At 63.3% G+C, this 12137-nt stretch carries 9 protein-coding genes; 4 read left to right on the top strand and 5 right to left on the bottom strand.

Annotated features, from left to right (window positions below):
• Positions 1–54: 54 nt before the first annotated feature.
• The 3 genes from AC1ZQA_RS11715 to AC1ZQA_RS11705 form a co-directional block, all read right to left on the bottom strand.
• On the bottom strand, positions 55–999 hold the full coding sequence (locus tag AC1ZQA_RS11715; protein WP_482677056.1) for a DMT family transporter: 945 nt from the start codon (positions 997–999) through the stop codon (positions 55–57).
• Between the two features lie 67 nt (positions 1000–1066).
• A complete protein-coding gene (gene icmF, locus AC1ZQA_RS11710) occupies positions 1067–4348 on the bottom strand; it encodes a fused isobutyryl-CoA mutase/GTPase IcmF (RefSeq protein ID WP_482677055.1) in 3282 nt (1093 codons plus the stop codon).
• A 131-nt stretch (positions 4349–4479) separates the two neighbouring features.
• Complete coding sequence (locus AC1ZQA_RS11705) at positions 4480–6492, bottom strand: acyltransferase family protein (RefSeq protein WP_482677054.1); 2013 nt, start codon at positions 6490–6492, stop codon at positions 4480–4482.
• A gap of 170 nt (positions 6493–6662) precedes the next feature.
• Here AC1ZQA_RS11705 and AC1ZQA_RS11700 point away from each other — a divergent pair, with 170 nt between their 5' ends.
• Positions 6663–7172: a DUF1269 domain-containing protein gene (locus AC1ZQA_RS11700; protein WP_482677053.1), complete on the top strand. Its 510-nt coding sequence runs from the start codon at positions 6663–6665 to the stop codon at positions 7170–7172.
• Positions 7173–7199: 27 nt separating this feature from the next.
• Here AC1ZQA_RS11700 and nhaR read toward each other — a convergent pair whose 3' ends face one another.
• Positions 7200–8093, bottom strand: coding sequence for a transcriptional activator NhaR (gene nhaR, locus AC1ZQA_RS11695; protein ID WP_482677052.1), 894 nt, complete (start codon positions 8091–8093; stop codon positions 7200–7202).
• Positions 8094–8208: 115 nt separating this feature from the next.
• Between nhaR and AC1ZQA_RS11690 the strand changes: the two genes are divergently transcribed.
• From AC1ZQA_RS11690 to AC1ZQA_RS11680, 3 genes are all read left to right on the top strand, one after another.
• A complete protein-coding gene (locus AC1ZQA_RS11690) occupies positions 8209–8898 on the top strand; it encodes a Bax inhibitor-1/YccA family protein (protein ID WP_482677051.1) in 690 nt (229 codons plus the stop codon).
• A 10-nt stretch (positions 8899–8908) separates the two neighbouring features.
• Positions 8909–9238, top strand: coding sequence for a TFIIB-type zinc ribbon-containing protein (locus AC1ZQA_RS11685; RefSeq protein ID WP_482677050.1), 330 nt, complete (start codon positions 8909–8911; stop codon positions 9236–9238).
• Positions 9239–9322: 84 nt separating this feature from the next.
• Positions 9323–10303 carry a TerC family protein gene (locus AC1ZQA_RS11680; protein ID WP_482677049.1) on the top strand — a complete coding sequence of 327 codons (981 nt, stop codon included), beginning with the start codon at positions 9323–9325 and terminating at the stop codon, positions 10301–10303.
• Here the strand turns inward: AC1ZQA_RS11680 and recQ are convergent.
• Positions 10284–12122 carry a DNA helicase RecQ gene (recQ, locus tag AC1ZQA_RS11675; protein WP_482679323.1) on the bottom strand — a complete coding sequence of 613 codons (1839 nt, stop codon included), beginning with the start codon at positions 12120–12122 and terminating at the stop codon, positions 10284–10286. The two genes, AC1ZQA_RS11680 and recQ, sit on opposite strands and share 20 nt — an antisense overlap.
• Between the last annotated feature and the right edge of the window lie 15 nt (positions 12123–12137).

Here is a 12137-nt window from a genome sequence, read left to right as displayed (position 1 = left end):
CTGCCTTGCGCGCGCTGTGCTGTGGATTGCGTGTCTGGGAAGGGTTCGACAGGTTCATGGGTCGATGGTTTGTGGAGCGGGCGCGCGTCGCAGGCGGGCATGGATGCCGATTGCCAGTTCCCGCAGCGGCAGTTGCGAGAGAACGAGTCCGCTGAAGACCAGCGCACAGCCCAAGAGGGCGCGGGTGTCGAGCGCCTGATGCAGCACCAGCCAGGCGGCCAGCGCGGCGAACACGCCTTCCATGCTGAAGATCACGGCGGCATGGGCCGCAATGGCGTCGCGCTGCGCCACCACCTGCAGGGTGTAGGCCACGCCCACGGACAGCGCGCCACCATACACAATGGTCCACGCGGCACGCTGCAGCGCATCGAGGCTGATGGTCTCCACCAGCACACCGGTACCCAGGCAGAGCACGCCACAGACCACGAACTGCACCACCGCGAGCCGCAGCGGATCGTGACGCGGCGCCACCCTGCCCAGCAGGAGGATCTGCCCGGTGATGAACAGCGCGCCGCCCAGTTCCAGCCAGTCGCCATGCCGTACTGAATAACCGCTGCGCACACTGAGGAAGTACATGCCGAGCATGGCGAGCAGTGCGCCGAGCCACACGCCAGCGCCGATGCGCCGTCCCCACAGCAGCCCGAGCACCGGCACGAGCACGACATAGAGCGAGCTGATGAACCCGGCATTGGCCACCGTGGTGAATTCCAGCCCGATCTGCTGCAGCGAGATGGAAACGGCCACCAGCACGCCGAGAAGACCGCCATCGCGCAAGAGACTGCGGGGAGTCGAGCCGGGATGGGACGCAGGATCGGGGCGCCTGCGCATGGCCATGAACGCCATCACCACGACAGCGCCGAGCACGAAGCGCAGGCCGGTGTAGTAGAACGGGCCGACCATGCCGATGCTGGCCGTCTGGGCGACGAAGGCCGTGCCCCAGATGAGCGAAGCCAGCAGCATCAGGGCGCTGGCACGGAGTGAGGCGGTGGACTTCGGCATGGCAGAAAACAAAAAGCCGCCGCGCAGAACGCGCAGCGGACTGACGCGATGATAGGCGCGTGTCGGCTTACATGCTGCGCCGGTACTGTCCACCCACTTCGAACAGGGCCGTGGTGATCTGCCCCAGGCTGCAGACGCGCACCGCGTCCATCAGCACGGCGAACACATTGCCGTTATCGATGACGGCCTGCTGCAGGCGGCGCAGCATGGCGGGCGCCTCGGCCGCGTGGCGCTGGTGAAAGTCGGCCAGGCGACGCAGTTGCGATTCCTTTTCTTCTTCGGTGGAGCGCGCCAGTTCCAGATGGCCGGGCGCGCTGTTGCCGTGCGGGTTGCGGAAGGTGTTGACGCCGATGATGGGCAGCTCGCCCGTGTGCTTGAGCATTTCGTAATGCATGCTCTCTTCCTGGATCTTGCTGCGCTGATAGCCGGTTTCCATGGCGCCGAGCACGCCGCCGCGCTCGGCAATGGCTTCAAACTCCTTGAGCACGGCTTCTTCCACCAGATCGGTGAGTTCCTCGATGATGAAGGCGCCCTGGTTGGGGTTTTCGCACTTGGCCAGTCCCCACTCGCGGTTGATGATGAGCTGAATGGCCATGGCGCGGCGCACGCTGTCCTCGGTGGGCGTGGTGATGGCCTCGTCGAACGCGTTGGTGTGCAGACTGTTGCAGTTGTCGTAAATGGCGATCAGCGCCTGCAGGGTGGTGCGGATGTCGTTGAAGTCGATTTCCTGCGCATGCAGGCTGCGGCCGCTGGTCTGCACGTGGTACTTGAGCTTCTGGCTGCGTTCATTGGCGCCGTACTTGTCGCGCATGGCCACCGCCCAGATGCGCCGTGCCACCCGGCCGAGCACGCTGTATTCCGGGTCCATGCCATTGCTGAAAAAGAAGCTGAGGTTGGGTGCGAAGTCGTCGATGTGCATGCCCCGCGCCAGATACGCCTCGACAAAGGTGAAGCCGTTGGACAGGGTGAACGCGAGCTGGCTGATGGGGTTGGCACCGGCCTCGGCAATGTGATAGCCGCTGATGCTCACCGAGTAGAAATTGCGCACCCGGTGCTGCACGAAATACTGCTGGATGTCGCCCATGACCTTGAGCGAGAACTCGGTGGAAAAGATGCAGGTGTTCTGCCCCTGATCTTCCTTCAGGATGTCGGCCTGCACCGTGCCGCGCACGTTTTCCAGCACCCAGGCGCGGGTCTTGGCGGCTTCGTCATCGGTGGGTTCGCGGCCGTTGTCGGTGCGGAATTTGTCGAGCTGCTGGTCGATGGCGGTGCACAGGAACATCGCCAGAATGGTGGGCGCCGGACCGTTGATGGTCATGCTCACCGAGGTGGCGGGGTCGCACAGATCGAAGCCGTCGTACAGCGCCTTCAGGTCATCGAGCGTGGCGATGCTCACGCCCGAGTTGCCCACCTTGCCGTAAATGTCCGGGCGGCGATCGGGGTCGGCACCGTAGAGGGTGACCGAGTCGAACGCGGTGGACAGTCGCTTGGCCGGCATGCCCTCGCTCAGCAGCTTGAAGCGCCGGTTGGTGCGGAAGGCATCGCCCTCGCCGGCAAACATGCGGGTCGGATCTTCATTCTCGCGCTTGAAGGCGAAGGTGCCTGCGGTGTACGGAAAACTGCCGGGGACGTTGTCGCGCATCAGCCAGCGCAGGATTTCGCCGTGGTCGACATATTTGGGCAGCACCACTTTGCGCAGGGTCGTGCCCGACAGGGTGGTGTGGGTGAGGGCAGTGCGAATTTCGCGGTCGCGGATTTTCACCACATAGGTGTCGCCGGCGTAGGCGCGCTGCATATCCGGCCACATGGTCAGCAGCTTGCGCGCGGCGGGCAGCATGCGCGCTTCGCGCTGCTCGGCCAGATCGATGACGGCCTGCACCGCAGAGATCTTGTTCGGGTTGGCCGCGTGCAGCATGCGGCCGCTTTCGCGCAACTGCTGCGCCTCGCGCGCCAGCGTGGCCTGTGTGTCGACGCTGCGGTGATAGCCGCGCACCACGTCGGCAATCTCGGCCAGATAGCGGCTGCGCGCGGCCGGCACGATGGGCGTCTGTTGGGTGCTGTGACGGGTGGTGGCAAGGGGCAGGCGCCCGGGCTTGAGCACAAGTCCATGCGCGGCCAGTCGGGGCTTGATGGCCTGATACAGCGCGGTCACGCCGTCGTCGTTGAAGCGGCTGGCCATGGTGCCGAACACCGGCAGGTCTTCCGGTTTGGTGCTCCAGGCCTCGCGGTTGCGCTGCAACTGCTTGGCCACGTCGCGCAGCGCGTCCATCGCGCCCTTGCGGTCGAACTTGTTGATGGCCACGAAATCGGCAAAGTCGAGCATGTCGATTTTTTCAAGCTGGCTGGCCGCGCCGAATTCCGGTGTCATCACATACAGGCTGGCATCGGCATGGGGCACGATGGCCGCATCGCCCTGGCCGATGCCCGAGGTCTCGACCAGGATGAGGTCGAAGCCCGCCGCCTTGCATGCGGCAATCACGTCGGGCAGCGCCTTGCTGATCTCGCTGCCCGCCTCGCGCGTGGCGAGGCTGCGCATGAACACGCGCGGGCCCTGCCGCCACGGGTTGATGGCATTCATGCGGATGCGGTCGCCCAGCAGCGCGCCGCCGCTCTTGCGCCGTGAAGGGTCGATGCTGATGACGGCGATGCGCAGCGCGTCGTCCTGGTCGAGCCGCACACGGCGAATCAGCTCATCCACCAGGCTGCTCTTGCCCGCGCCGCCCGTGCCCGTCACGCCCAGCACCACACCCTGCGCGGCCTCGGCCCGGGTGTGGAGTTCGCGCAGCAGCGCGGCATCGGCCGCGCCGTTTTCCAGCAAGGTGATGACGCGTGCGAGCGCCTGTGCATCGCTGCGCAGCGCGTTCAGCGCGTGCTGGTCGTCCAGTGGCGGCAGGGGGTGGTCGGCACGCTTGAGCATGTCGCCGATCATGCCCTGCAGCCCCAGCGTCTGCCCGTCCTCCGGGCTGTAGATGCGTGCCACGCCATAGGCCTGCAGCGCGGCAATCTCCTCGGGCACGATGACCCCGCCGCCGCCGCCGAACACCTGGATGTGTCCTGCGCCCTCAGTGCGCAGGCGGTCGATCATGTAGCGAAAAAACTCCACATGTCCGCCCTGATAACTGGAAATGGCAATGCCGTGCGCGTCTTCCTGAATGGCCGCAGTGACGATGTCATCGACCGAGCGGTTGTGCCCCAGATGGATGACCTCCGCGCCCATACCGATCAGGATGCGCCGCATGATGTTGATCGCCGCGTCATGGCCGTCGAACAGCGACGCCGCCGTGACAAAGCGCAGCCGCTGCTGCGGGCGGTAGGCAGCCAGAACCTTGGCATCGGACAGATCGGTCATCGCAGTCTCCTGGAGCGCGGCGTGCATGGCGCCACGGTGGATTGATTGACGTATACGTCAATTCGGAACTGTAGTCGATCTGATGCAAAAGTGAATGAGGTAACGGGTCTGTCTCGGCCGATCGTGCTCTGTCAATATGGAATGCGGTTGCGGCTCAAAGCCTGCTGCAATTCCGGAGCAAGTTGCAAAATGAAGCGCGCGGTCAGGTGTTGTCCATCTCGGTAAACGATCTGTTGATTGCGCTGCGCGCGGCAGATGCCGTCAGGACAGATGGCGTCGCGCATGTCGATCACTGCAACGTGGGGGAAGGGAGCTGCAGCAGTTTTCAATAAATCAAAAATGCCATCTTTTGTCATCGGCTTGAGTACAGTCTGGCAGCGTTCCGGTGATGGCAGCCAGGCAGGCCAATTTGCTTTTGCAGAAAGGCATTCGGGACCGTCGAAGCCCAATTCGGGGGTGGGGCTCAGAATGGCAATTGCGTTTGTGACCGGACTCAAGCGATCGAGCACTGAACGTGTTCCCGAGATCCATTGCTGCGGCGTGAAGCCATAGTGCGTCGATCCCATAATGACCACATCTGGATGCATCCGAACCATGAGGTCGATGGCACGCTCGCGCCACTCATCACAGACGGTGTACATGGATTTGATGCGCGGGTAGTAGTAGCTGATGGCCTGTGCCGAACAGGCTGATTTGGTCAGCACAACGAGCCGCCATCCAGAGCGTTTGAGGTAGATCTCCGCCACGGCTGGAAACCATTGTGCCAGCACACTATCCCCGAACATCACCACAGTGTGGCTAGCATTTTCTGGACCGTAAACGCACTCGGATACATCCGCACTGTGGTACCAAGTGTCGCATGGCTGAGAATAAAGGACGGGGAGATCCATTCTTGCCGTTTGAATCCGGGCCTGCGCAGGGGAATGCAGATTTTGAACAGCTGCTTGTTGCCATGTGCCCATGACAAAATATCCCATAGCCATGCCGAGCGCGGACGGAGCAAACACAATCAAGGCACGTCGCATCGGCAGCCGCCTCACGGGTCGTTCCACTGCGACATAGGTCAGCAATGCCAACATCACACTCAGGGCGATCAGTCCGAGACGAGCAAACCAGTTCGATCCAAAAATCTGACTGCCAAGAATGAGTACAGGCCAATGCCAGAGGTAGAGGCTGTAGGAGAGATTTCCAAGGACTTGCAGCACTGGCGCGCGCAACATCAGGTGCGAGAATGCGCTGGTGGTGTCTCGTTCTGGAGCGTCGAGCAAGACCATAGCCGCGCCAAGGCTGGGCAGCAACGCCCAGAGCCCCGGGTAGCGCAGGTCGTCGGGATAGAGCACGGTTACGGCCAATATGAGAAGCCAACCTGCGGCATTGAGTCGGGAGCACCCGCGCAAGCGATTCAGAAACGCGACGATGCGCTGTTGCGGGAGGGGGTGGTGATCCAGCGCTTGCCGCAGCAGGATAATCAACGCCCCGAGCGCGAACTCCCACACGCGCCCGGGCATCAGATAAAACCCCGCTTCAACATCCGCATATGCACAGTACACCCCGAGGATGAGCGATGCGACGGCCAGCAGGCCAAGCCCGATGGCCAAGCGTTTGCGGCTGAACGGCGCGCCTTGCCATGACCAGATTCCCAGCAGAAACAGCATCAGCCAGGGCCAGATGAGATAGAACTGTTCCTCCACGGCCAGAGACCAGGTGTGCAGGAACAGGTTGCCACCCAGGCCTGCAGAAAAGTAGTTGATGATGCGCGCGGAAAGATAAAAATTGCTCAGCCACAGCGCAGCGGCTTGACCCGCTGCGGCGTCTTCGCGCTGTTGCTGAGGGCTGGCAAGCATCCAGGCGATGCCGGCCACCACGAGCAGGACGAGCAGCAGGGCCGGGAGCAGTCGTTTGAGTCGCCGAGCGTAAAAGGCCAAGGCATTGAAACGCCGTGTGGTTTCAGCCTCGTTGAGGATCAATCCGGAAATCAGATAGCCAGACAGCACAAAAAACACGTCAACGCCAACATAGCCACCCTGCATCCAGGGAATGTGTGCGTGGGCGCCCACAACGATGAAAATGGCAAGCGCACGCAAACTCTGCAAGTCTGAGCGGCGCGGTAGGGATGTGTGTGTTTTGCGGTCTTCCTGGCGCATTTTGTGCATTCTGCAGGAGACTGGCTGGACATTGGTTAGCAGTCAGCCGCCATATCCCCGTTAAAACCCTAAGCCAGCTTTCATACTTCCCGCCTACGCTTGCCATGAAGGCTTGGTTTGCCGAGGCGGCGGCGTTCTCGGTGTCACCCTGGCCTAACCAGGAGACAGTCATGCGCAGACTCTTTTTTCTTGCCCCGGATGTATCCAGCGCGCACGCGTTGGTTGATCACCTGCTGCTCGCGCGCATTCCGGACAAGCACATTCATGTGCTGGCACGCGAGGGCACGCAACTGGGCGATCTGCCCGAGGCGGGTATCGCGCAGCGTTCCGACCTCATTCCTGCCATCGAGCGCGGTGCGGCGGCTGGCGGCACCACGGGGCTGATTGCCGGGCTGGTGGCGGTGGCGTTGCCGGGCATGGCCATCATTCCGGCGGGCGGGATCGTGATTGCGCTGGCGGCTGCCGGTGCGCTGGTCGGCAGCTGGGCCAGCAGCCTGGTGGGGGTGAGCGTGAGCAGCACCCGACTCGCGCGTTTCAAGGAGGCCATCGCCTCCGGTCAGGTTCTGGTGATGGCGGATGTGGCGCATGAGCAGGTGCAGGCCATTCAGGACCGGATGAAGGACTGCTGCCCGACCGTGGCCTCCGAGGGCATGGATACCGACATCCCGGCGTTTCCTTGATGTTGGTCTGAGGTGTTCCTGCTCTACTCAGGCGCCAAGCAGGTCTCTGGCGACGCGGGTGATCTGTGCCACGCCGGGATGGGTGATGCGCCGCTCCACCGAGATGGCGTAGAACTCTTGGTGCATGTCATCGCAGTGGCCCAGCAGGCGCACGCCCAGCTCGCGCTCCAGGTCGGCTTGCAACACACTGGGGGCGGCAAACGCACCCCGTCCTTCGCGGCCGAAAGCGGTCATCAGCGCGCCGTCTTCGAATTCCCCGGCGATCTGTGCGGCAATCTTTTGACTGCCCAGCCACCGATCGATCTGGCCGCGCGCCGCTGAACTGGTTGCAGGCAGCAGCAGAGGCAACTCCGCCAGACAGTGCGGGAAAGACTGCACGGCGCGCGCGTGGAGTTGCGGCGCGGCAAAAAAACTCAGCGTGGTGCGGCCGAGCCGGTGGTTGAATGCACGCACATTCACATGCGCGGGCAAGGGGGCGTCCGCAATCACCAGATCGAGGCGATGGACGGCGAGATCGGCCAGCAGATCGTCCATTTCGCCTTCCTCGCAGACCAGCCGGGGTGATTCGTCCCCTTGCAACGCGGGCTCGATCAGCCGGTAGGCAATGGCCTTGGGCACGGCGTCGGTGACGCCGATGCGCAGCGGTGCGGTCGGGCGTGCGGGTTGATCGTGCTGCAGCGCGGCTTCCAGTTCGGCGCCCAGGGTGAAGATGTCGTCCGCGTAGCGCAGTGCAAGCTGGCCCGACGCGGTGAGCTCCAGCCCGCGCCCGTTCTTGCGAAACAGCGGCTTGCCCAGTTGCTCTTCCAGCAACTTGATCTGCCCGCTGAGGGTTTGTGGCGTGATGTGCAGCTGCTTTCCTGCGCGCACGATGCCGCCGGTCTTTGCGGTCACCCAGAAGTAGTGCAGGTGTTTGAAATTCATGCCGGCGTCCTTCAATCAGTTCGAATAAATCGAAATGAAAAATTCATAAATACGAATTTACGCGAAGTGTTTGCGTGCGTAAAGTGACGCCATCGACTTTTCACTGGAGCTTGACATGAACGACAGCAATGCCTGGGGCAAGCGTGCCGTGGTCTATTCATCCGGCACTGCCACCGCCTCTGTTCCCGCCCATCGTGTGCTGCGCAACACCTATGCACTGCTGGCGCTGACCCTTACGTTCAGCGCGGCCGCAGCGACGGTGAGCGCGGCGCTGAAACTGCCGCATCCTGGCATCATCATCACCCTGTTGGGGTATTTCGGCCTGCTCTTTGCCACCTACAAACTGAGCCAAAGTGCGTGGGGTCTGGCTTCGGTGTTCGCCCTTACTGGGTTTATGGGTTACACCTTGGGGCCCATCGTCAACCATTACCTAGCGATGCAAGGCGGCAGCGAGATCGTGGCCATGGCCTTCGGCGGCACCGCGCTGATTTTCTTTGGGCTTTCGGCTTGGGTGCTCACCAGCAAACGGGACTTCAGTTTCATGGGCGGCTTCCTGTTTGCCGGCATGATCGTCGCGCTGCTGGCCGGTCTTGCCGCGGTGTTCTTTCAGATTCCAGCCTTGTCACTCACGGTTTCGGCTGCGGTGGTGCTGCTCATGTCGGGGATGATTCTGTTCGAGACCAGCCGCATCATCCAGGGTGGCGAGACCAACTACATCCTCGCAACCGTGAGCCTGTTCGTCAGCATTTTCAACCTCTTCACCAGCCTGCTGCAGTTGCTCGGCTTCATGAGCAGCGACGACTGAGGGACGAGCGATGAAATGCCCGCATTGCACCGATACCACGCTGGTGATGGCAGAACGCCACGGCATCGAGATCGATTACTGCCCCGCTTGCCGTGGCGTGTGGCTCGACCGTGGCGAGCTCGACAAAATCATCGAGCGCGCTGCCGCAGCAGAACGAGCGGCTGGCCAGCGTGCTGCGCTTGCTGTGCCGCAACCTGTGCAGCAGCAACCGGCTGACCAGCAGCCTCACCGGCGATCGGACTTTGAAGACAGCGATTTCCGCAACAGGCATGGCGACCCGCGCTACGGCAAGCCCTATAAACGCAAGTCGCTGCTGTCGGATCTGTTCGATTTCGATTGACACTTTTGACTGACACATCAGGCGCTCCAGCCGTGTCATTCCTTGGGGGCTGATGCCCCTTTTTTCATGCGCTTCTGAACTCTCATGGACATGTTGAATACCTTGTTTTTCGGCCATGCCATCTGGCTTTGGCTGGTGTTTGGCGGCGTGGTCGTGGCTTTGCTGGCGCTCGACCTCGGTGTGCTGCACCGCGATGGTGGCGAGATCGGCGTGGCCGAGAGTCTGTGGCTGTCTGCGGGTTACATCGCCGTGGCGATGGTGTTCGGTGGCTGGCTGTGGTGGCAGGTGGGCGCGCAGGCGGGGATGGATTACTTCACCGCCTACGCGGTGGAAAAAAGCCTGTCGCTCGACAATGTGTTTGTGATTTCGCTGGTGTTCGGCGCGTTTGCCGTGCCGCGAGCGTTGCAGCACCGCGTGTTGTTCTGGGGCATTCTGGGCGTGATCGTGCTGCGCGCCATCCTCATCGGCGCGGGCGCCACGCTGGTGCAGCAGTTCCACTGGGTTTTGTACATCTTTGCCGCCTTCTTGATCTACACCGGCATCAAGATGCTGTGGGCCGCAGACCATGCGCCCGACCCGATGCGCAACCCCGTACTGCGGCTGATTCGTCGCATCGTCCCCGTGACCGAGCAACTGCACGGCAAGGCTTTCTGGGTGAAGCTGCCCGACGCCAGCGGCCGCATGCGCCGCTTCGCCACGCCCTTGTTCATGGCCTTGGTCACGGTGGAACTGGCCGATCTGGTGTTCGCGGTGGACAGTGTGCCGGCGGTCTTTGCCGTCACCTCCGATCCCTTCGTGGTGTACACGAGCAATCTCTTCGCCATCCTCGGCCTGCGGGCGCTTTACTTCGCGCTGGCGGCCATTTTGCACCGCTTTGCGTATCTGAAATACGCGCTGGCGCTGGTGCTGGTGTTCATTGGCGGCAAGATCATCGCGGCAGAACTGATCGGCAAGATTCCCTCCGCGATCAGTCTGGCCGTGACCTTCGGCCTGCTGGCCGCTGGGGTGTTGTTCTCGCTGTGGAAAACGCGCGAGGCAAGTGTGATCAAGCCTGCCGGGCGATGACGTCGAGCAGCGCGGCGCCGTAAGTGTCGCGCTTTTTATCACCCACGCCGGAGATGCCGCGCAGGGCGTCGAGGCTGTCCGGGCGGGCCAGGGCGATGGCCTGCAGCGTGGCGTCAGGGAACACCACGTAGGCGGGCACGCCGTGTTCCTTGGCAGTGGCGGCGCGCCAGGTGCGCAGGCGGGCGAACAACTCGGCATCGGCGCTGGACAGCGTCTGCATGGTCAGACGAGTGCCAGTGGAACTGGAATTGCCGCTGCTTGCGCGGCGCTTGCGTTCGCTCCCCGGCTCGCGGTGCTTGAGATAGATGCGTTGCGTGCCCTTGAGCACGGCGCGGCTCGCGTCGGTGAGGTGCAGCACGTTGAAGTGCGCGGCGTCCACTTCGACGAGCCGCTGCGCCACCAGCTGGCGCAGCAGCAGGCGCCAGTCGGTTTCACTCCAATCGGCACCGATGCCGAAGGTGGACAGGGTGTGGTGGCCATGGCGCTCGGTTTTGTCGGTGCGCTTGCCGCGCAGCACGTCGATGAGGTGGCTGGCGGCGAAGCTGGTGCCGCTCGACTGGCCGCAACGGTAGATGGTGGACAGCAGTTTCTGCGCGGCCTCCGTGGCGTCGATGAGCTGTGGCGGATTCAGGCAGTTGTCGCAGTTGCCGCAGGGCGTGCTGCTTTCGCCGAAATAGCCCAGCAGGCGCACGCGGCGGCAGTCGGCGGCCTCGGCCAGCGCCAGCATGGAGTCGAGCTTGGCGGTGGACAGGCGCTTGTAGGTGTCGTCGGCGTCCGAGAGATCGATGAGGCGGCGCTGCTGCACCACGTCCTGCAGGCCATAGGCCATCCAGGCTTGCGCGGGCAGGCCGTCGCGCCCGGCGCGGCCGGTTTCCTGAAAATAGCCTTCGATGGACTTGGGCATGTCCAGGTGCGCAACGAAGCGCACATCGGGCTTGTCGATGCCCATGCCAAAGGCGATGGTGGCCACCATGATGACGCCGTCTTCGTCGAGAAAGCGCCGCAGGTGCGCTGCGCGCGTGGCAGTCGGCAGGCCGGCGTGATAGGGCAGGGCGCGCAGGCCGTTGCCCGCAAGCATCTGCGCCACTTCCTCCACGGTGCTGCGCGACAGGCAGTACACCACGCCGCAATCGAGCGGATGCTCGGTACGAATGAACTGCAGCAACTGGGCGCGGCCGTCGCGCTTTTCCACCACCCGGTAGCGGATGTTGGGTCGGTCGAAACTGGAGACGAATTCAGCGCCATCCTGCAGCAGACGCTGAACGATCTCATGCCGTGTCGGAGCGTCTGCGGTGGCGGTGAGCGCCACGCGCGGCACGGCGGGCCAGCGCTCGCGCAGCACCGAAAGCTGGCCGTACTCCGGGCGGAAGTCGTGACCCCATTGCGAGACGCAGTGCGCCTCGTCGATCGCAAACAGCGCGATGCGCAGATCGTCGAGCAAGGCCATGCCGGATTCGCTGAGCAGCCGCTCCGGCGCCATGTAGAGCAGGTCGAGTTCGCCCAGGCGCGCAGCGCGCTGCACGGCTCTGGCCTCGGTGGCATCGAGGGTGGAGTTGAGAAAGGCGGCGCGAATGCCCAGCTCGCGCAGCGCGGCCACCTGGTCCTGCATCAGCGCGATCAGCGGCGACACCACGATGCCCACACCCTCGCGCAGCAGCGCCGGGATCTGAAAGCACAGCGACTTGCCGCCGCCGGTGGGCATGAGCACGAGCGCGTCGCCGCCGTGGGTGACATGGTCGATGGCCTGCGCCTGCAGGCCGCGGAATGTGGTGTAGCCCCAGACATGCTGCAGCGCATCCAGGGCGGTGGGGAACTTCATCGGCATGGCGCCATT

The organism is Thiomonas sp. DCM-2, assembly GCF_056820905.1.
The sequence above is the reverse complement of the archived record's forward strand: the minus strand, read 5'-3'. Positions and strand labels throughout refer to the sequence as shown.